Raw genomic sequence first — 21,151 nt, 5'->3', positions numbered from 1 at the left:
CATCTCGATAGCTGCAGATGTTCATTGCTGTGAAGATGGCGCGCCTCCAGCATTTCACCAAACGGGTGAAATCGGCGCAGAAGGTCGCCACAGCGGTTGGCCCGTAATGACGGTATTGCCAACCGGATGCTAGGTGCGACCGGCGTCTCCGACTCCACTGATGACATTATCCGTTTAACGGAACCTGTTTTTCGATGCTGCCTTTTTGTGGCGCGTCGATGTCAGAGTCAGAGACGCTTATGATGTTTTTTGCCGGTACGACCGGCCTACCAAGGTGTGATTAATGACCTCGACTTCTGTCGCCTCGCCGAGCTTCGGCGATCTGGCTCTATTGCCTGCCGTTCTGTCTGCTGTTGAAGCACAGGGCTACCTAATCCCTTCGCCAATCCAGGCGCAAACTATTCCTGCGCTGCTGGAAGGCCGCGATATGCTGGGCCAGGCACAAACGGGTACCGGTAAGACCGCTGCGTTTGCACTGCCATTATTGTCGCGTTTAGAACTTACACGTCGCGAACCACAAGTGTTAGTTATGGCTCCGACCCGCGAGCTTGCTCAGCAGGTTGCAGCCTCATTTAGTAAGTATGGTCAAAACCTGCAGGGTCTTGAAGTTGCGACACTGTGTGGTGGTCAAGAGTATCGTGAGCAGTTAGGCGCGCTGAAGCGCGGTGCCCAGGTCATCGTTGGCACCCCCGGCCGTATTATCGATCACCTGGACCGTGGCAGCTTGAAGCTGGATGGTTTGTCAGCCCTCGTATTAGACGAAGCTGATGAAATGCTGCGCATGGGCTTTATCGACGACGTTAAACGTGTGGTCGCCGATACCCCGAAAGATGCTCAGCGTGTGTTCTTCTCGGCAACCCTGCCGACTGAAATTGAACGTATTGTTAACCGCTATTTGGTTGACCCGGTAAAAGTGGCGATTGAGTCGCGCACGACGACTGGCGAAAACATTGAGCAGCGCATTGTACGTGTTGATGGCGGTGCCAAGCTTGAAGCGCTGTCTCGCATTCTTGAAGTCGAGGCGGTTGATGCGGCGATTGTGTTCGTTCGCACCCGTGCGGCGTGTACTACGCTGGTTGAGCAGTTAACCGCACGTGGCGTTAACGCTGCAGGCCTTTCTGGTGATCTTGACCAGAGCCTGCGTGAGCGCACCATTACACGCTTGAAGCGTGGCAAGGTTGACGTGCTGATTGCAACCGACGTTGCCGCTCGTGGTCTTGACGTGCCGCGCATTACGCACGTTATCAACTACGACCTGCCGCAAGACGCAGAAGCCTACACGCACCGTATCGGTCGTACCGGCCGTGCTGGCCGTAGCGGTATCGCGATTACGTTTGCCGGTTTCCGTGAAGGCCGTAAAGTAGGCTGGATGGAGCAGGCAACCGGTCAGAAAATGACCGAAATGCCGCTTCCTGACGAAGCCGCTATTCGCGCTCACCGTGACGAAGTCTTCCACCACCGTGTGGTTGCCGCATTGACCAAAGGTGCTGAAGAGCAGCTGGCACTGGTTGAGCGTCTGGTGGCAGAAGGCCATGACCCGATCGTGCTGGCCTGTGCATTTGGTGCAATGGCGCGTGCTGATGAAGCACCGATCGGTCGTCTGCAGGCGCCGCGTAAAGAGCGTGCACCGCGTGAAGGCGGTAGCAGTGCCAAACCGGGTGCTCGTCGTGAGCGTGGTGCAGAACGTGGTGGTGAGCGTGCTCGCACACCCAGCGAAGGCATGACCCGCTATCGTGTATCCGTTGGCCATAAAGATGGCGTCAAGCCAGGCCAGCTGGTAGGCGCGCTGGCCAATGAAGGCGGTATTGAAGGCGCACGTATCGGTCGTATTGATATTCGTAACGCTTTCTCTGTTGTTGAGTTACCTAGCGGTCTGCCCGCTACTATCCTGACCAAGATGGCCCGTGCGCGTGTCGCCGGTCGCCCGCTTGAAATCAGTGAAGACAGCGCGCCGGATCGCGCTCCGCGCCGTCGTCGTGACGATGGTGACGCGCCGGTCCGTCGTCGCGAAGCGTAATCGCTTAAGCGGTCGCTAGCGGTCAACGCCGCGTCTAAAATGCCCTCGCCCGGAAACGGTGCGGGGGCATTTTTTTGCTACGCTTAAAGAGGTTGAAGGTAGAAATACATCAAGGATACACGCGACAGGGAGTCGACAATGAACGCGCCGCTACATGAGTGGAATTTGTTACCTAAGGACGCCATCGCGCTGCAAAAGCAGCTTGCTAAACAGTTGGAGCTTGCCGATCGTATTGACCCGGTCACACATATTGCTGGAATGGATATTGGCTTTGAAGACGATGGAGCGACCACGCGGGCGGCCGTAGTGTTATTGAAATGGGATCCGGCAACAGCACCTGACTTAACCGTCGTTGAGCAGATCGTTCATCGCGAGCCAACGCGGATGCCCTATGTGCCTGGGTTGCTTTCCTTTCGGGAAATTCCGGCAGCGCTTGGGGCGTTTGAAAAACTCAGCATCATGCCTGAATTAATTATGGTGGACGGGCAGGGTATCGCCCATCCGCGTCGATTGGGTATTGCTGCGCATTTAGGCCTGTGGCTGGATTTGCCCACCATTGGAATCGCTAAATCACGCCTGTATGGAAAATACGCTGAGGTTGGGGAGGCGCGAGGGGACTGGGTGCCGCTGCGAGCAGGTAACGATACGATCGGCGCCGTGCTGCGCTCGCGGGCCAAGGTAAAGCCGGTGTTTGTTTCACCCGGGCACCGTATCAGCCTTGAAACATCACTTGACTGGGTAATGCGTTGTCTGGGGAACACCAAGCTGCCAGAGCCTACTCGCCTGGCAGATAGGCTCGCCTCGCGACGTGGTCAGCGTGCAAAACAGCTTCAGGATTCCCTGTTTTAAGCTGTCTAAATTTAAACCGGCTAAACGGTAAGACGTTATGACGCTAGAAGCGCTACAAAACGTTTTAACAGGCTCGTCGCGTCCGGCGTTTCGACCACCTGAGCGGCAATTGCCTCAGGGTCTTTTTCTTGATCAATTAATATTCCACGCTGGGCGTCTATATAAGCGCGCATCACGGGCATCGTGAACTCTGGGTGGAACTGAACGCTCCACTGGCGTGGGCCGTAGCGCAACGCCTGATGCGCGTCATGTGAATTGCAGGCTAACACTTCGGTACCTTCGGGCAGCGATAACACGGACTGAGCATGGGTCAGATGGGCCTTGAAGTGCTCGGGTAGCTGACCAAACAGCGGGTCGTTACGACCGGCATTCGTCAGAGCAACGCTATGGGTACCCAGCTCGCGCCCATTGGGGTGATAGTCGCTAGTACCCCCTAAGGCCGCCGCCATCAGCTGATGGCCATAACATACTCCCAGCATGGGTATATCTGCTTCAAGGGCATCCTGCAGCCAGGGTTTTAACCGTTCACTCCAAGGCTCTTTATCGCTAACCATACTGTGTGAGCCGGTAATCATGATGCCTGCCAGCTGTTCCAGCGGCACGGGCGTGGGGTCTCGCTTGGCATCCCACACGTGAAGTGTCAGCGGTTCAGGTAGCGTATCGTGTAGCTGTTTTTCAAAGAGCGTTTCAAAATCACCGTGCTGTTCGACGACATTAGGAAACGCATCGCCGGTTTTAACGATTACGACACAAGCCATGTTGATTCTCGGTTAGCCAGATAAATAGACGAAACAAACCCTTCCACGCATTATAAGGTCACATCATAAAATGCCCATTAGCCTACCACGAGCATGACACGTAACGGGTATTAATGGGGTGAAACATGGCATGATGCGATTGCCAACATGAGCAGGGAAACACTGCTCAAATCAGCCTGATAGAGGAAGTGCAATGCAACAGATTACGCGTGCCGGTGAGCCGATGGATGTGGCCGGAGTAATTCCAGCTGCCGAGCAAACCGCACCAGCCATGGTGCTCACCAACAGTGACCTTCAAGACGTAACGCTGGATACCTATGCGGGTAAGCGCAAGGTCCTCAATATTATTCCCAGCGTCGATACGCCGACGTGCGCCATGTCGACACGTCGCTTTAATGAGCTGGCCTCTAATCTTACCGATACCGTTGTGCTGGTCGTGTCGGCAGACTTGCCGTTTGCCGCCAAGCGGTTTTGCGGCGCGGAAGGGCTGGATAATGTCAAAACGCTCTCCACTTTCCGTCACCCGGAGTTTTTAGAAGCCTGGGGCGTTGCTCTGCGCAATAGTCCCATGGAAGGCCTGTGCGCGCGAGCCGTCGTGGTGTTGGATGCGGATAACCGCGTGCTGCATAGCGAGCTGGTCAGTGAAATTAAAAACGAGCCTGACTATGAGGCGGCATTAGCAGTACTTAAGGCGTAGCGCTTTTCTGACACTTTCTAGCAGCCTCCAGCAGCGCGCGAATCAGACGCTGCTGGGGGCGATTAAAAATCAGCCATTCCGGGTGCCACTGAACACCAATCAAAAAGTCATGCTCACGCGATTCGATCCCTTGAACCAGCCCATCCCGGTCGCGAGCGACAATCGCAATCCCTTGGCCTGCCTCGTTAACTGCCTGATGGTGTAGGCTATTTACACGGCACCAGGTCACGCCCAGCAGTTGGTAGAGCTGGCTTGCGCCCACAATATCGACCGTTTTACGGGGCAATACCGTGCGCCTGCGCTTTAAACCTTCGTGGGTCGTGTAAATGTCAGGATCCAGCGTGCCGCCTAAATGTACGTTGATTAACTGCGCGCCCCGGCAGATCCCCAGTACCGGCGTGTTCAACGGGATAAAGCGCTCAAGCAGGGCAAGCTCTAATTCATCACGGGCAGGGTCCAGGCGTACATCAAGCTGTAACTCGCCACCATACAGTGATGCCTGGATATCATCGCCACCCCCAATAATCAAACCATCCAGATATTCTGGCAGTGGGCGGGAAGGGGAGAGGCGTAAGGGTTTTCCACCATGGCGCCATACGGCGAACCAGTCAAAACACCAAGCAAGCTGGCTTTTATAATCCGAGGTGGTTATTCCAATAAGCGGCCGAGACATTCAGATAAATTCTCTTGTCGTCAAAAAATAGCGAGCTGTCCAAAACTGCCCTAGCGGCGGCGCACCAGCCTCATCAGTTTATCTTTCAAGCGCGTTAGCAGCGGCCGGTTGTGCTCAGCGATATATTCATCACAGCGCGCACGAAGCGCCACGCCGTCAGCGGCAAGCTTTTCCACTTCAGCCCAGCGGTTCCATTCAACCACCGCACCCCAACCCGGTTGCGAAAGCTGCGCATTGGGTAGTCGGTAATGAAAGGTAGGCCGTGGCTTTATAAGCTTGGTATGCAGCAACTCGTGAGGGTGGTCGGGGCGCAGGTAAGCAAATAAAGGGAGTAGATCGAGTTCGCGATTGCGTGTGGCGTTATGCACTAGATAATCATCAATAAAGGTATCCAGATCCGGCGCATAGTGGCTATCGAGTAGTTTTAAAGCGTACTCCTTGGGAAACGGATTCGCATGGGGCAGCATTTCCCGCGTGATATCCACTTTGATTTCATCCCGCAGCCAGTGGGCCAGTAGAAGATAGGCGCGCATCATCGCCAGCAGGTAACTAACGCTTGTGCACTCCACCTCGATATTAAGATGCAAGCCAAAACCATACAGCAGGCTGGCGTCGGTCCCTTTGGCGCCCTGGTCGCGCAACGCCTGGAAAATGGCATCCAGATCATCAAGCTCATTCCAGGGAATCGGCGGACAGACAAGTTCGGTAGGCACCAAGCCTGATACCATATCGCCAATCAGCTCGCGGGTTTTCTGATGAAATTCGACGCGGCGCTGCTGTTGGTGGCGCTGCCATTCGCTATCTGAGTCGCGATGTTCATCAAGCACTGCCTGGTCGGGGTGTGCATACTGAGTATCGAGCTCTATGCCGAATATGCCCCAGCGAGTTTTCTCAACCAGTAGCCGGTGAGGGCTGACCACGTTAAGCTCACCCCCAAATAGATCGCGAACGACAAGGGCCGTATCGCGCGGCGGAAGGCCGGCAAATTCAATTTCAACGCCTACGTGGCGTATCTTGCCGTCACTATTTAGCCGGTTCGGTGGAGCTTGTAGCGTCATCTCGGCATCCTGAGAGGTGAACGTTTAAACTACCAGCCTATCATAGTCGTTCATGAACACAGCCACTCATGAGCACAGCCGCGTATGAACATGGCCACGCAGCAAGGCTGAGCGTATTCCGTAAGGCAAGTATTAACAAACATGGTGTCATTTACTAATCCATTTCGGGAGCAATACGTGCGACAGCACTGGATAATCAATACTGTCATCAGCGTCGTTTTGACGGTACTGGTCAGCGTAATGGCGACCCAGGTTCAGGCGCAGAGCGTCTCACTACCCAGCTTGGCGGGAGAGCCCAGTGATGAAGTGAATGTCAGTAGCGAGGAGTTTCAAAGCTCACTCAATGACGTCATTTCAATGCTTGAGAATGAAGAGCGGCGCACGGAGCTGCTGGGTTCTCTGCGTGAGTTACAGGTAACGGCCGACGCCGCCGAAGAAGACACGGTGACGCGCCAGGGACTTTTAGGAGCGCTTGCCGATACGCTAACCGATATCGGGGAGCATGCGCAGGCGGGTGACTCGCCTATCGACGAATGGTCGCGGCAGCTGGTGCAAGGAGCGGCCGATTTACGCGCTCTTAACGACGGCGCAGGCCAGGGGGCGGCATTGCGTGCGGTGGCCGAAGGCACTGTCATGGCCGTCATCTGGATTACGTTGCTGGTCGTGATGATCGCTTTTGGGCGGCTGGTGGCAAGGCGCCGAAACTGGCCGCTGGATTTGCCCCGTGACCCCAAGGCATGGCTACTTGCGGCGCATTTTCTACGCCGTATGCTGCCTTGGGCGCTAGCCTTTGCGATCACACTCGGCATCGGCCAGCTATTGCCCTATAGTCCCGGCAGGACGCTGGTTTTAGTGGTTGCCTATATCTGCCTGTGTGGCCGCGCGCTCTCGGTAGTATTTGAAACCGTCATCGCCTTCTTTAGCCGGGGCCATCGTTTTATGGCTGTGCAGGTACTGCAGCAACGCGCCTTGCGCGGGCTGTTTGTGATCGGTGCGCTAATTGCACTCGGCGATGCGGTAAATTCAACCCGCTTAGTGGAGCTATTGGGCGGCGAACTTGCAGGTCTGGTATCGGTAATCGCCAACATGCTGGCCGCGCTGATGTCGGCGCGTTTTATCATCAAGTTTAAGCGTCCTGTACGTCACCTCATCTGTAACCGCCCTTATAAACAGCGTCGCGATGCCAATGGGGCAGTGGAAATGATCCGTGCCCTGGGTGGGCTTTGGCATATCCCGGCGTTGCTGTTAGTCGGTGGCTCGTTGCTGGCCATTTTTATAACTGTGGGTGATGTGGGTACAGCCCTTGCCCGTTCGATTATTTCCGCCAGCCTGCTGGTGCTGACCTTGGTGATAACGGGGCTTCTAAGGCGTCAGGCGGTGCGTATGGAAAAGCGTCGCCATCGTCACCGCTATAGCCAATACCGAAAGCGTCTGGAGCGCTTTGGTTTTGTGTTGGCGCATATCTGCTCATGGATGGTATTTGCCGAGCTTTCCATGCAGGTCTGGGGTGGCTCGCTGTTTGGCATTGGCCAACAGGCCGTTGCCAGCTCACGAATTGGCCAGGCACTGGTAAGCCTGGGCGCGACCGTTCTACTGGCGTGGCTGGTATGGATATTTGCCGATACGGCGATTCAGCGGGCACTTACCTCTTCCGTTCGCGCGCGCGGACGCCGGGTGAATCAGGCACGGGCCCAGACCATCACGCCGATGATTCGCAATGTGATCTTCGTGACCATATTGATCATCGCGTTCATTGCCGGGCTCGCCAATCTAGGGGTTAACGTAACGCCGCTGTTGGCGGGTGCCGGTGTGATCGGTCTGGCGATTGGTTTCGGCGCCCAGACGCTGGTTCAGGATTTAATTACCGGTATCTTTATCCTGATTGAGGACTCGCTGGCAGTAGATGATTTTGTGCGCATCAATAACCATATGGGCACGGTAGAAGGCCTTACACTGCGTACCGTGCGGCTACGTGACCTGGACGGCGTCGTGCATATCATTACCTTCAGCCGTATTGAATCCATCCACAACATGTCGCGTCAGTTCGGTATCGCGCTAATGCGGATTCGCATTCCGTATGATATGAAAATTGATGATGCGATTACACTGATGCAGGAAACCGCGCAGGAACTGCGTAAAGACCCGATGATGCGCCATTACATCTGGTCGCCGCTGGAAATGCAGGGTGTGCAGGGCTTTGAAGAAGGTTGCCCGGTATTGCGGATGCGTTTTCGCACCGCCCCAGAAATGCAGTGGGATGTTTCGCGGGCATTTAACTTGCTGCTTAAACAGCGCATGGAAGAACAGTCAATCGACCTAGGCGTGCCGCGTCTTAGTGTCAGTATGGAAGCGCGCTCAGAAGACCGTATGGAGCCGACCGAAGGCACTGACCTTTCGTTTGGCGATGCACAAACGTCAGATGGCGAGGATCAATCCAAGAAAAAGCCCGAGCCGCCTAAACCGGCTCCACGGCCTACCCAGGCAGAAGTGAAGCGTGATGAGCGTGAGCGTAATTTGCCTACCTCACGTACCGAGCATCTGACTCAGGGTGAACCCCGCAGCAATACCTACGCCCGCACCAATGCCGAAAGTGACGATGAGTAATCCAATGCCACGCAGGCCTCGCCAACGGTTGTGAAGCCCTACGGCGTGGCTGACACGGTCGACCAGCTCGTCGTGGCGGGAAGCCGTCTGATCCGGTGGGCGCGAAAAATCGTTGGCGACATCGCCTTGCCAGTGCGCGCCGTGAGTTAACCCCAGCCTGGCGCGCAGCTGGCCGATATCGTTAAGCGTCGCGTGGGCCTGATTGTAATCTGCACGCCGTTTGTCCACCGCGAAGACGGCCTCTGCATCCTGGCGTAAGGCACTGTTGGGGCAGCGGGCTACGGCTTGCTGAAGCTCTTCATCACTTGCCTGCGGCGAAACGCTAAGGCGTTGGTACAAGTCACGCATAGAGATCGGTTCTTATGGATAGTTTTTATAAATGGTTCTTATGAATAGTTCTGCATTAAGTAATCATAGGCGCTTTTGATTCTTTGAAAACGCGCCGAGGCGAGCGCAATTTGATGCTCGCTGCCGGTATAAAAACGGTCAGGGTGATTAAGCTGTGCCATGCGTCGGTAGGCGCGGCGTACCTCTGTTTGGCTAACTCCAGGCGTTAACCCCAAGACGGCCAGCGCACGAGTGGTACGATCCGGTGGCGGCGCTGTCCGTGGTTGGCCTTGCTGCGAGCTGCGTTGCTGTCTTGTCCGCTCATACTGCTTTTGGCGCTGCGCGGATTCTTGTTGCTGTCGGGATTTTTCGCGTTCGGCTTTTTCCTGAGCTTGCGCATGCGCCCGTTGGGCCTCTTCCTGCTGATGCTTTTTTTCCTGCTGTTCGGCTTTGGCCTGGGCGTCGCGGGCCTGCTGTCGTGCAGCTTCGGCTTCGCGGGCCTTCTGGGCATAATATTCGGCGTCGTGCACTCGCCAGTAGGCATCGCGACTGGGATCTTCTGGCGTTGCCAACGTCTGGCCCGTCAATTCCTGAAATAGCATGCTTAGCGTTGAGGGGGTAACGTTGAGTAAATCCGCCAGGAAACGCAAGATGTAATGGTTGGCCAGTGAAAGCTCGCCATTGTCTGTGGCGACTGTAATAGCCTGATGCATCACACTCAGGCTATGCTCTTGCGAGCACTCTTTACGAATGACTTCAGCAGCCAGTTGAATCGCTAGCAGGTCCTGCTGCTGAGCGATATGCATAACAGGCCCCAGCTCATGCCCATGGCGAAACTGTGCGGATACCTGGGCTAAGCGTCGGCGCCGCTGTCCCTCCGACACGTGTTGGCGGTGTACCAATACCCAAGCTAATACCAGTAGCTTTGCCGTATCCACTTGGCTGCGGCTTTTTAAAAGCAGCAGCTCAAAGGGAGAGAAACGGGCAATGGACATTCCCTGGCTCCAAAGGCGAAGAGGTGAATCATAACCGCATAGAGCGGATCACCGTGATGTTGCATGTCATGGTATATCATCGCGATAGGCAATGACGTAGGAGATTGTTCAGGTGATCAGCGTTGAGCGTAAAAACAGCTACCAGCTGCGCCTCACCCGGCGGCTCAAGGAAGAGACATCGCATAGGCTAGACGTCTATCTTTTTGTACCTGGTGAGCTGGGTCTAAACACGCATGTTATCTCTGAGGAGGCATTTTATCACGCTTCCATTAGCGTCTCGCGGACTTACTATAGTGATACCCACCATTTGCCGCTGGTGCAGAGCCGGCTTGTTAGCCGTAACCAATTGGGCAGTGAGCCCTATCGATTGAACTTGAGCCTGTACGCCTACCAGTATGTGGTGGCGATGGAGCGCACCACTCAGAAAATGCTGGTAAGTGAGCGCAAGCTGCGTGACGAAAGGCAAAAGGAGTCCAACGACGTTTCGGAGCTTAGCGACGAGCTATGCGCGCAGCTATACGAAATGCAGGATTTGAGTGAAGGCATTCTAAAACGGATGCGGCGTAATCAGCCCACTGATGAGAGCCTTTATAAGTATTTTGCCAATATCGACAATTATCTCTCCTGGTTTACCGAGCAACAGCTGCTCGCGCTGGTTGCGCATATGCCCCGTGGGGGCGAATTCAGTGAGATCAAGCGGCGCTATATCAGCGTATGCGAAGGCGAAAGCGAGTACCGGCGTGAACAGCAGTACAACGCCGAGCGTGTGATGGCGGACCCCACTCGCATGTCAAACAAGATGCGCCTGCTGCGCCGGTTGATTGAATACCCGATTACGCTGAAACAGACGTCTCTTGAGCTGGGCAGCGGTGAGCAAAAGGCGGTCAAAGCCATTGCTACCGCCGTCGTCATGGCCTGCGTAACGCTTGGTGTCTTGCGGGTGCGTGAAGTGGTGGGCGATATCACGGCGCTGTTCGTGCTGGCCATGGCGTTACTATATGCCATGCGCGAGGTATTTAAGGACGACTTGCGCAATACGCTCTGGCGCTTATTGCGGCGCGGTCGGCCAAAGTGGCGTCGCCAATACGAAGACCCTACGCGTAATTCGGTAGTCGGGCGTCAGCTTGAGTGGTTTGACTATAAGCGCTATGCCGCGCTGGATGAAGATATTCAGCAGATGCGTCGACGTACGGTCGCCCAGCGTGAAGAAGTCGTGATGCACTATCGCTCCAGCTCGCGGATGTCGCCCACTCGGTTTTTAAGCGGCTACGAGCATACCCGTGAAACGCTGCATATTGATCTCTTGATGCTGACTCGTCTGATGAGCAAAGAGAAGCACCATATCTACCGCTTGAAAGATGGTCAGTCGGTGCGTGAAAGCGTCGAGCGGCGCCATTTGTTCAACCTGGTGGTGCGCGAGACGGGAAGCGAAGACACGCCGTACTTAGCGCGTTGGAAAGTCGTCGTCGGCCGCTCGGGTATAGTCGATGTTGAAAAGGTGGCGGAGAGTAGCACCTCAATAGACCCCGCGCATTGATTGAGCGGGCCACCCTAAAACCGCCTGCAAGCGGCGGTTTTAGGGTGGCCCATAAAGCCCGATCAAGCGTATGACTAGCGTAGCGAATCGATCGCCTGTTCCAGGTTATCCACACTGCGTTGCGTGTGGTGCAGCTTATCCAGGCCGAAAAGGCCGATGCGGAAGGTCTGGAAGTTGTCGCCTTCATCCACCATAAGCGGCACGCCGCCCGCCACCTGAATGCCCGCCTGGGCAAACTTGCCCACAAGCCCGGCATCACTGGTGTAACTTACCACGACGCCTGGGGCCTCATAGCCTTCAGCGGCAACGCTGATAAACCCGTGGCGTGCGAGCATGTCCCGAACGCCCTGACCAATGGCCTGCTGCTCTTGCTTCACCTTGGCAAAGCCGTATTCACGAGTCTCCTGCATGATATCGCGCAGCTGGCGCAAGGCATCCGTTGGCATGGTGGCGTGATAGGCGTGGCCGCCGTTTTCGTAGGCCTGCATGATGGCGTGCCATTTGGCCAAGTCACACGCGAAACTATTGCTTTGCGTTTCGCTCAAGCGCTGTGTGGCGCGTTCGGAAAGCATGACCATGGCGCAGCACGGCGAGCCGCTCCAGCCTTTTTGCGGGGCGCTGACCACCACATCGATGCCCAAATCCTGCATATCCACCCATAGCGTGCCTGCGGCAATGGCGTCCAGCACAAACAGGCCGCCAACGTCGCGCGTCGCTTGCGCCACGGTGCGAATGTAATCATCGGGCAGCAGTAAACCCGCAGACGTTTCGACCTGCGGTGCAAACACCACGGCGGGTTTTTCCTGGCGGATACGCTCGGCGGCTTCTTCCGCGGGTACGGGCATAAACGGCGACTGCGGGTCATCGGCAGTCACGCGGCGCGCTTTGAGCACCGTGTGCTGGTCGGTTAAACGGCCCATTTCGATAATCTGCGTCCAGCGGTAGCTAAACCAGCCGTTACGGATCACCAGGGTTTTCTGATCCAGAGCAAACTGGCGCGCCACGGCCTCCATGCCAAAGGTGCCGCTGCCGGGAACAATCGCCGTCGAGTGTGCGTTATAGACTTCTTTCAGCGTGGCCGAAATATCACGCATGACGCCTTGGAACTGTTGCGACATATGGTTGAGCGAACGGTCGGTATAAACCACTGAGTATTCGAGCAGTCCAGCGGGGTCGACATTGGGCAGTAGGGCCGCCATGGCGTTCTCCTTGATCAATAGGCGCAGGAAAGGCGCAAGGTAAGCGCGCTTTTTAGTGCTACACAGAATACGAGGAATTGCGAGGAGAGGCTAGCCGCAGCCGGTGCAGGTAGCCTGCATGCAAAAGCCGCCGTTTATAAAAACGGCGGCTTGAGGTTACCGCTAATCTGCGTTTGCAACTAACCAGGCATTACCACCAAGCCGGTATAACAACACGCCTTAGCGCTGAGGCAGTTGCTCGGGGCCAAAGGCGTCTGGAAGCAAAGTTTCCATGGTGTAGGTCTTGAGCACCTCGCCCTGGCGGGAGATGACCATGATTTGCGTATCGGGCGTGGCGAACTCACGAATACGCTGACGGCAATCGCCACAGGGCGTGCACAGGTGCTCGCCCGGGCCCATCACATACACCTTGGCAAGCTCGCGCTGGCCAGCGGTTACCATCGCGCTAATGGCCGATGCTTCCGCACAAAGCCCTTTGTAGTGAGCGACTTCGACGTTAGCGCCTACGAACTGCTGGCCGTCCGGGCACTCCATGATGGATGCCACCGGGTGGTCGGAGTACGGAACGTAGGCATTATTCAATGCATCAAGCAGCGTGTTGACCAGAGCAGAGTCTGCTTGGCTCATAGATGATTCCTCGGTTTAACCCACTTAAGCATTGTTGACCCACTTAGGCGTTAGCGGCGTCATCACGCAGGACCGTATCCAGCGCGATGATCATCATATCGTTGAAGGTGGTTTGACGATCGGCGCTGGAGAGCGCTTCACCTTTCAAAATATGATCCGAGACGGTGCAGATGGTCAGCGCGCGGGCACCGAACTCGGCGGCAACGCCGTAAAGGCCGGCGGCTTCCATCTCGACACCTACAATGCCGTAGCGCTTCATCAGCTCGGCCATATCGGTCTGCGGGTTGTAGAACAGATCAGCGGAGAAGATGTTACCCACTTTCACCGGCACGTTTTGCGCCTTGGCGGCGGCCACGGCGTGGCTTGTCAGCTCAAAATCGGCAATCGCGGCAAAGTCGTGGTCGTTAAAGCGCATGCGATTCACCTTGGAATCGGTGCATGCGCCCATGCCGATCACCACGTCGCGAACGTTAACGTCGTCGCGTACCGCGCCGCAGGAGCCTACGCGAATAATCGACTTCACGCCGTAATCGGTAATCAGCTCTTTGGCATAGATGGACACTGACGGAATGCCCATGCCGTGGCCCATCACGGAAATTTTGCGGCCTTTATAGGTGCCGGTATAGCCCAGCATGCCGCGCACGTCGTTCACCTGACGCACGTCATCAAGGTAGGTCTCGGCAATGTACTTGGCGCGCAGTGGGTCGCCGGGCATCAATACCGTATCCGCGAAATCGCCCTGTTCAGCATTAATGTGCGGAGTAGCCATGTGGTTTCCTTATGTCTTGTTAAATGGCGCCATCAGGCAGCATAAGATAGAAAGCTTTTACCATCGTCCATTGCGGGGAGGGCGAAGTAATCCGCCAGCGTCTGGCCAATATCGGCAAACGTATCGCGTGCGCCCATCGGCCCTGGCGCGAACCCGGCACCGCTGACCATCACCGGGATGTATTCACGCGTGTGCTCGGTGCCTTCCCAGCTTGGGTCGCAGCCGTGATCCGCGGTAAGAATCAGCAGATCGTCGTTATTCAGCGCAGCCAGCAGCTCGGGCAGGCGAGCGTCAAAATGCTCGAGGGCGGCTGCGTAGCCCGGCACATCACGACGATGACCGTAGACCGAGTCGAAATCGACAAAGTTGGTCATGATCATGGTCGGGCGGTCGCTGGTTTCAACGGCGGTACGCGCCACTTCACCCAGCGTCGCGTCCATCAGTGCGTCGTGGCCGCTGGCTTTAACCTTGTGAGTAATGCCGCAGTGGGCATAGATATCGGCAATCTTGCCAATCGATACCATTTCACCACCGGCATCGGCGAGCTTTTGCAGTACGGTGGGCGAAGGCGGCTCAACGCTGTAGTCGCGACGGTTGCCGGTACGCGCAAAGCTTGCGCTGTCTTCACCCATGAACGGGCGGGCAATCACCCGGCCGATGTTGTAAGGCTCTAAAAGCTCACGCACGGTTTCGCACAGCGCGTAAAGGCGATCCAGGCCAAAGTGTTCTTCATGAGCGGCAATCTGGAAGACCGAATCCGCCGAGGTATACACAATCGGTTTGCCGGTCTGCACGTGCTCATCACCCAGGCGTGCGATGATCTCGGTGCCTGAGGCGTGGCAGTTGCCGATCACGCCGGGCAAGTTCGCTTCCTGAACAATCTTGTCCAGCAGCTCAGCGGGGAAGCTTTCAGTCTTGTCGCTGAAGTAGCCCCAGTCAAAACGTACCGGCACGCCGGCGATTTCCCAGTGGCCGGACGGGGTGTCCTTGCCGCTGGAAATTTCCTGGGCGTGGGCGTAGGCGCCTTCGAGCACCTTGGGCAGGGCAACGCCTTCGGCAACCGCGCCGGTGCTATCCCGGTGGGCGTGAAACAGACCCAATTTGGCCATGTTGGGCAGCTTCAAGGGGCCCGAGCGTTCAGCCGTATCGGCTTCGCCACGCGCGCAGGCAGCGGCGATATGGCCCAAGGTGTCCGAGCCTTCATCGCCAAAGGCGGCGGCATCGGCGGCGCTGCCAATGCCGAAGGAGTCTAGTACCAACACAATTGCACGTTTCATGGCGTTTTCCTCGTCAGACGGTGCTAATTAAAGCGCTTCACCGCGATAGGTTTCCTGGAGCAGTGAATCAATTGTCGCTTCACCTGTGCCAATAGTGATGGCAGTACGTAGCTGGGCAGCGGCGCGGTCGGCTTCTTCATCGCTACGCGCGTGAACGAAGGCTAGCGGCTGCTGGTTATCCACCTGGGTGCCCAGCTCGGCAATCGCACTGAAGCCCACGCTATGATCGATACTGGCATCGTTACGCAGGCGACCACCGCCCAGTTCCACCACGCTCATGCCCACTGCACGGGTATCGATGCGCAGCACATTGCCCGACTGCTCGGCGTACACGGGCTTGACCACGTTGGCCTTGGCAAGGTAGCTGTCAGAGCGCTCCATAAAATCACCCGGGCCGCCCAGTTCGCGTACCATGCGCGCGAATACTTCGGCTGCGGCACCCGAGGTCAGGGCTTTTTCAAGCTGGCTCAGGGCGTCTTCACGGCTCTTGGCCAGTTTGCCCGCCATGAGCATTTCTACCGCCAGCTCACGGGTAACCTGCATCACGCGGCTGTTGGGGCGCTCGCCGCGCAGCAGCTCCAGCGTCTCGACGATTTCAACCGCATTGCCCGCGCACGGTGCCAGCGGCTGGCTCATGTCGGTCAAGAGTGCGGTCGTCGGCGTACCGGCCTGGGTCGCCACCGAGGCGATGCTTTTGGCAAGCTCGTGGGATTTTTCGGTGGTAGGCATAAACGCGCCACTGCCGACTTTGACATCCATGACCAGCGCATCAAGGCCAGAGGCAAGCTTTTTACCCAGAATGGAGGCGGTAATCAGCGGAATGGATTCAACCGTTGCGGTGACGTCACGCACGCCGTAAATACGCTTATCCGCCGGTGCCAAGTTGCCGGTCTGGCCGATGATCGCCACGCCGGTGGATTTCACCACATCGCCAAAGCGCTCAGGAGCAGGGTAGGGGTCGTAGCCGGGGATCGACTCAAGCTTATCCAGCGTGCCGCCGGTATGGCCAAGGCCACGGCCTGAAATCATGGGTACAAAGGCGCCACATGCTGCGACCCACGGGCCGAGTACCAGAGACACCAGATCACCCACGCCGCCGGTGGAGTGCTTGTCGACCACAGGTCCAGGCAGGTTGAGCGAATCCCACTGCATCACGTGGCCCGAGTCACGCGTGGCGGTGGTCAGCGCCACGACTTCTTCACGGCTCATGCCGTTAAGAAATACCGCCATGGTGAACGCGCCAATCTGGGCGTCGCTGATGCGGTCATCGGCAATGCCTTGGATAAAAGTTTTGATATCCGCCGCTGCCAGTGGATTGCCATCACGCTTTAAACGAATCAGTTCCTGCGGGAGCATATTAATAGCCTCCTTGTGGTGCCGCGCTTTCCACGCCGCCCAGTGTGTTTAATAAATTGGCTAAAAGACTCGAGGCGCCAAAGCGAAAGTGCGCAGGTGTTACCCAGGCGCTACCCATGATCTTGCTCGCCAGGGCCAGATATTCAGCGGCTTCTTGTGTGGTGCGCACGCCGCCAGCAGCTTTAAAGCCCACGTCTTTGCCGCTTGCCTTAATGGCGTTCAGCATAATCTCGGCGGCTTCAAGTGTGGCGTTGGTAGCCACTTTGCCGGTGGAGGTTTTAATAAAGTCCGCGCCGCCTTCAATGGCAAGCTCGCTGGCGCGTTTGATAAGCGCTGGCTCCTTGAGCTCGCCTGACTCAATGATGACTTTCAGCAGGGCCTGGCCCGCGCAGGCGGCTTTGCACATTTCAACCAGCTCAAGGCCGGTTTCTTCGTCGCCCGCGATGAGTGCGCGGTAAGGGAAAACCACATCAACTTCATGAGCGCCCGAGGCAACCGCATCGCGGGTTTCACGGGCGGCAGCCATGATGTCCTCGTCGCCATTCGGGAAGTTGGTAACCGTCGCGATTTTCACCAGCTCGTTTAATTTGTGAGCAGTAAGCGCACGCTGGGCGGTAACGATGAATTGCGGATAGACGCATACGGCTGCCGGGTTGCCGTAAGGCGTTTTAAGCTGCTGACAAAGAGCTTCAATGGTCGCGTCGGTGTCGCTGTCGTTTAAGCTGGTTAAATCCATCAGGGCTAACGCGTGGCGGGCAGCCTGTTGGTCAGCATGGTTAGGGCCAGTCGAAGTGGAAGCGGTCATGAAGTTCTCTCAAATCAGGAAAAGATAAACGGGCACTGCAAGTATAAATCGCAGTGCCCGGTACGCTGGAGCTTAAGCGCTCAACTTCGCGCTTAAGCTCTTGACGGTTAGCTGGTTAGATTACTTAACGAGATAAAGAAACCAGCAATGGTGGCGGACATTAAATTGGATAAAGTACCGGCCAGCACGGCTTTTACTCCAAAGCGGGCAATCTCAGCACGGCGTGTCGGTGCAATGCTGCCCAGGCCGCCCAACAAAATAGCGATAGACGACAGGTTGGCAAAACCGCATAGGGCAAACGATAAAATTGCCATGGTGTGCGGCGTCATCAACTGACCCGTGGCAGCCACTACTTGTTCCCCATCGATGTAGGGTGCAAGGTTGATAAAGGCAACGAACTCGTTGACCACCAGCTTCTGGCCGATAAACGAACCAGCAAGCGTTGCTTCAGACCACGGTACGCCAAGCAGGAACGCCAGCGGGGCAAACAGCCAGCCCAGAATCATCTCAAGGCTCAGTGACTCAAACCCAAACCAGCCGCCAACGCCGCCTAAAATACCGTTGACCAGTGCGATCAATGCAATGAAGGCCAGCAGCATGGCGCCAACGTTGGCAGCCAACATCAGGCCGGAGGTGGCGCCCGATGCGGCAGCGTCCAGTACGTTAGCAGGTCTGTCGTCAAGCTCTTGAAGCTCTTCTTCAACCTTGGTGATGCTGTCGCTGTCGGTCGCATCCTGGGTTTCCGGCATGATCAGCTTGGCGAACAGCAAGCCGCCAGGGGCTGCCATAAAGGAAGCGGCTACCAGGTATTCCATGGGAATGCCCAGCGCGGCATAGCCTGCCAGTACGGAGCCTGCCACTGATGCCAGACCGCCACACATCACCGCAAACAGCTGCGAAGGCGTCATGCGGGCAATAAAGGGGCGAACCACTAACGGGGCTTCGGTCTGGCCCACAAAGATGTTGGCCGTAGCAGAAAGCGACTCGGTGCGTGAAGTACCCAGCGCTTTTTGCAGCGCGCCGCCCAAAATGCGGATGACCCACTGCATGATGCCCAGGTAATACAGCACGGCAATCAGTGAGGAGAAGAAGATGATGACCGGCAGCACTTTGATGGCAAACACAAAGCCGACGTTATCGACGTCAGCCAGGCCACCAAACAGAAAGCCGATCCCATCATTGGCGTAAACCAGTATCTGGCTTACCCCCGCAGAAATGGTTTGTAAGACGGCCTGACCAAAGGGCACGTACAGTACAAAAGCACCGATACCCGCCTGAATGGCAAAGGCGCCCAGCACGGTACGCAGGCGAATCGACTTGCGATCATAAGAGAAGATCAGGGCGATGATCACAAGAGTGACCATACCCACCAAGCTCATAAGGAGTGTCATATGGGGATCCTTTGAGTCCGCGAGGCGCGCCTCAGGTTAGAGTAAGTTGAGCTTGACGGAGTAGATCATCGCATTCTGATAATCGTTGGGCGTGCCCAGCTTGTTATCGGAGTAGCGGTACTGAACACCGGTAGTAATCAAGTCGCTGGGGTGCCACCAAAGGCTCAGCGCCCCGTTGGTGCCCACACTTCCGGCCTTGTCGCCGACATAGTTCTGCTCCAGGTAGTCGTCGTCACGGCCAAAAGTCTGTTCGTGCCAGTTGGTCACGCTGAAGTTCTGATCAAGCGCGGCGAAGTCATAGCCTGCCACCCAGCCAGCCATATAGCCGTTCATGCCCGTGTAGCCATCACTTTGTACTCGTGCCGCGCCGATGAATGGTTTGAACCATAGACCGTTTGCGAAGGTAGTGCGATAGCCAAGACCCAGAATTTGATCCTGCTCACGGCTGTTATAGCCGTAGTCACGAAAATCGTAGACGTGGGCATAAAGTGACAACGGGCTATCGCCCAGATAAATGTGCGACGTTACCTTGCCAGCAGTACGGAAGTTATCTTTACCGCCGCTTGATTCATCGAACTGGTCGTTGGTTGGGTTCTCGAAATCGAAGAAGCCGTAGAACTCACCCCAGCTAAAGCCAGCGCCGCCTTCAATTTCTACATAGGTGAAATCACTTTTAGCCGCGTTAGAGGCGGTGCGACGTTCGGTACCGTTGGACCAGTCCAGGTAGTTAACCGAGACGTTGGCAAATGACCATAGTGGCGACTGGGAGTCGTTTGCCAACGCCGGGGTGAACCCCGCCATTAATACGCCAGCGCTAAGAGTGGCGAGATAAGAAGTACGCATAAGAGTCGGAGCGATCATGTAAGCCTCAAGAAAATTGCCACGGTTTTAATCGGGTTTGGAATTATGTGGTCTGGCGTGAATGTTAGAATTATAACATTGCATGTTATTTTTTTAACGCCGAATTGCAATAAAGCCTGGCCAACGCTATTTAAATGTCATGGCCGTGGTGCAACATCTAAAGTGCCTAAGCGTCCAAAGTACTCAAGGCCTAACGTTTCTAAGCATCTAAAGTGTCCAAACACACTAAGGCGTGGCAGGGGAGAAAGGGTGGTAGGCATGGTTTTGAGGCTAAAGGGGAGTAGCCAGAGGATGGCCGCTCGCGCAGCATAAACATAACTGGCAATAAGAAATGACAAAGGAGATGCCTTGTATGAACGGTCGTAGTGCTCAGCGATTGACCATGCTTCAAGAAGCGTTGGCCAGTGGTGGCACATTGCATTTACGCGATGCCGCTATTTTATGCGGTGTTTCGGAAATGACCATACGCCGCGACCTTACAACGCAGCCTAGTGCCATGGCGCTTCTCGGTGGGCGGCTAGTGATGACCAGCTACCCTGGCGCAACGCAGGTATATGATTTAACCGAGCAGCAGGCCAATTACTATCCGGTAAAGCACGCGTTATGCCAGCAGGCCGCTGGTTTTATCGAAGAGGGTGATACGCTGTTTATCGACTGTGGCTCGACCTTGATACCGCTTTTAGGCCAGCTCAAGAGTTTTAACGAATTAACCGTGGTTACCTATGCGCTCAATGTGGCCACGGTGGTGTCATCCCTGTCCAATGTGCGTTTGGTGTTAGCAGGTGGGCTGTTCTATGCCGCGTCACAATCATTTGGTAGCGACGAGATGCGCGCGACGATTGAGCGCCTAGGAATTAATAAAGCGTTTATCTCGGCGGCAGGGGTTGATTGTGGTCGGGGCGTTAGCTGCTTCCACTTTCATGAGGTTGCGCCCAAGCAGGCGGCGATTGCCTCAGCATTACGGCGTTTTCTGGTGGTAGATGCGAGTAAGTTTGGTGTTATTCGTCCTGCTTACTTTGCCTCATTGAACGATTTTGACGTTATTGTGACTAACGACGAGTGCACGTCTGAGTTGCTTAACAATTTTCATGGGCGCACGATTTTTACCCGCCTACCTGCATTATCTACCCGCGAGCATGCGCATTAAACTGTCGCAGTTGGGTGCGTCAAATCGTCGCTTTGATTCGTTGTTTAGATCAAAGGAAAATACTCCTCGTTAGAGCTAGTCCTTATTTTGTATTAGGATTGGCTCAATCCGCTACCTGCTTCCTACCCTGGTAGCGCATATTTTTCCCGGAGCAAGAGCAGTAACTGCTGGCAGAGTGTTTTGGGAAAGGTATGGGGTGTTAGT

19 protein-coding genes are annotated in these 21,151 nt (G+C 55.9%); 6 read left to right on the top strand and 13 right to left on the bottom strand.

The window, feature by feature from the left end:
• The first annotated feature begins 283 nt into the window (after positions 1-283).
• Both D467_RS0118605 and nfi read left to right on the top strand, forming a co-directional pair.
• A complete protein-coding gene (locus D467_RS0118605) occupies positions 284-2,017 on the top strand; it encodes a DEAD/DEAH box helicase (RefSeq protein WP_018919052.1) in 1,734 nt (577 codons plus the stop codon).
• A gap of 138 nt (positions 2,018-2,155) precedes the next feature.
• Complete coding sequence (gene nfi, locus D467_RS0118600) at positions 2,156-2,866, top strand: deoxyribonuclease V (RefSeq protein ID WP_018919051.1); 711 nt, start codon at positions 2,156-2,158, stop codon at positions 2,864-2,866.
• Between the two features lie 35 nt (positions 2,867-2,901).
• Here nfi and D467_RS0118595 read toward each other — a convergent pair whose 3' ends face one another.
• Positions 2,902-3,624: a glutamine amidotransferase gene (locus tag D467_RS0118595; protein WP_018919050.1), complete on the bottom strand. Its 723-nt coding sequence runs from the start codon at positions 3,622-3,624 to the stop codon at positions 2,902-2,904.
• 193 nt (positions 3,625-3,817) lie between these two features.
• Here D467_RS0118595 and tpx point away from each other — a divergent pair, with 193 nt between their 5' ends.
• Positions 3,818-4,321 carry a thiol peroxidase gene (tpx, locus tag D467_RS0118590; RefSeq protein ID WP_018919049.1) on the top strand — a complete coding sequence of 168 codons (504 nt, stop codon included), beginning with the start codon at positions 3,818-3,820 and terminating at the stop codon, positions 4,319-4,321.
• On the opposite strand, the gene D467_RS0118585 is transcribed toward tpx, so the two are convergent.
• Positions 4,311-4,994 (bottom strand): gamma-glutamyl-gamma-aminobutyrate hydrolase, encoded by a 684-nt coding sequence (locus D467_RS0118585; protein ID WP_018919048.1) that lies wholly within the window; start codon positions 4,992-4,994, stop codon positions 4,311-4,313. The genes tpx and D467_RS0118585 overlap by 11 nt on opposite strands.
• 50 nt (positions 4,995-5,044) lie before the next feature.
• Positions 5,045-6,052, bottom strand: a complete 1,008-nt coding sequence (locus D467_RS0118580) for an amidoligase family protein (RefSeq protein ID WP_018919047.1) — start codon at positions 6,050-6,052, stop codon at positions 5,045-5,047.
• Between the two features lie 177 nt (positions 6,053-6,229).
• Here D467_RS0118580 and D467_RS0118575 point away from each other — a divergent pair, with 177 nt between their 5' ends.
• Entirely contained in the window at positions 6,230-8,656 is a 2,427-nt protein-coding gene (locus D467_RS0118575) for a mechanosensitive ion channel family protein (protein ID WP_018919046.1), read from the top strand.
• Here D467_RS0118575 and D467_RS0118570 read toward each other — a convergent pair.
• Together D467_RS0118570 and D467_RS0118565 are read right to left on the bottom strand one after the other, a co-directional pair.
• Entirely contained in the window at positions 8,576-9,004 is a 429-nt protein-coding gene (locus D467_RS0118570) for a hypothetical protein (protein WP_026285846.1), read from the bottom strand. The two genes, D467_RS0118575 and D467_RS0118570, sit on opposite strands and share 81 nt — an antisense overlap.
• A gap of 38 nt (positions 9,005-9,042) precedes the next feature.
• Positions 9,043-9,978, bottom strand: a complete 936-nt coding sequence (locus tag D467_RS0118565) for a J domain-containing protein (RefSeq protein WP_018919045.1) — start codon at positions 9,976-9,978, stop codon at positions 9,043-9,045.
• A gap of 112 nt (positions 9,979-10,090) precedes the next feature.
• Between D467_RS0118565 and D467_RS0118560 the strand changes: the two genes are divergently transcribed.
• Positions 10,091-11,515: a hypothetical protein gene (locus tag D467_RS0118560; protein WP_018919044.1), complete on the top strand. Its 1,425-nt coding sequence runs from the start codon at positions 10,091-10,093 to the stop codon at positions 11,513-11,515.
• 74 nt (positions 11,516-11,589) lie between these two features.
• Here D467_RS0118560 and D467_RS0118555 read toward each other — a convergent pair whose 3' ends face one another.
• From D467_RS0118555 to D467_RS0118520, 8 genes are all read right to left on the bottom strand, one after another.
• Positions 11,590-12,714, bottom strand: coding sequence for an aminotransferase class V-fold PLP-dependent enzyme (locus D467_RS0118555; protein WP_018919043.1), 1,125 nt, complete (start codon positions 12,712-12,714; stop codon positions 11,590-11,592).
• 219 nt (positions 12,715-12,933) lie between these two features.
• Positions 12,934-13,341: a cytidine deaminase gene (gene cdd / locus D467_RS0118550; protein ID WP_018919042.1), complete on the bottom strand. Its 408-nt coding sequence runs from the start codon at positions 13,339-13,341 to the stop codon at positions 12,934-12,936.
• Positions 13,342-13,384: 43 nt separating this feature from the next.
• A complete protein-coding gene (deoD, locus tag D467_RS0118545) occupies positions 13,385-14,110 on the bottom strand; it encodes a purine-nucleoside phosphorylase (protein ID WP_018919041.1) in 726 nt (241 codons plus the stop codon).
• Positions 14,111-14,142: 32 nt separating this feature from the next.
• Positions 14,143-15,387: a phosphopentomutase gene (locus D467_RS0118540; RefSeq protein WP_018919040.1), complete on the bottom strand. Its 1,245-nt coding sequence runs from the start codon at positions 15,385-15,387 to the stop codon at positions 14,143-14,145.
• A gap of 27 nt (positions 15,388-15,414) precedes the next feature.
• Positions 15,415-16,743, bottom strand: a complete 1,329-nt coding sequence (gene deoA, locus D467_RS0118535) for a thymidine phosphorylase (protein ID WP_018919039.1) — start codon at positions 16,741-16,743, stop codon at positions 15,415-15,417.
• A 1-nt stretch (position 16,744) separates the two neighbouring features.
• Positions 16,745-17,548, bottom strand: coding sequence for a deoxyribose-phosphate aldolase (gene deoC, locus D467_RS0118530; RefSeq protein WP_018919038.1), 804 nt, complete (start codon positions 17,546-17,548; stop codon positions 16,745-16,747).
• A 107-nt stretch (positions 17,549-17,655) separates the two neighbouring features.
• A complete protein-coding gene (locus D467_RS0118525; protein WP_018919037.1) occupies positions 17,656-18,939 on the bottom strand; it encodes a NupC/NupG family nucleoside CNT transporter in 1,284 nt (427 codons plus the stop codon).
• Between the two features lie 36 nt (positions 18,940-18,975).
• Entirely contained in the window at positions 18,976-19,740 is a 765-nt protein-coding gene (locus D467_RS0118520; protein WP_018919036.1) for an outer membrane protein OmpK, read from the bottom strand.
• A gap of 412 nt (positions 19,741-20,152) precedes the next feature.
• Here D467_RS0118520 and D467_RS0118515 point away from each other — a divergent pair, with 412 nt between their 5' ends.
• Positions 20,153-20,947 (top strand): DeoR/GlpR family DNA-binding transcription regulator, encoded by a 795-nt coding sequence (locus D467_RS0118515; protein ID WP_018919035.1) that lies wholly within the window; start codon positions 20,153-20,155, stop codon positions 20,945-20,947.
• Positions 20,948-21,151: the final 204 nt, after the last annotated feature.

Origin of the sequence: Vreelandella zhanjiangensis DSM 21076 (assembly GCF_000377665.1) — a bacterium.
Classification (GTDB): Bacteria; Pseudomonadota; Gammaproteobacteria; order Pseudomonadales; family Halomonadaceae; genus Vreelandella; species Vreelandella zhanjiangensis.
The sequence above is the reverse complement of the archived record's forward strand: the minus strand, read 5'-3'. Positions and strand labels throughout refer to the sequence as shown.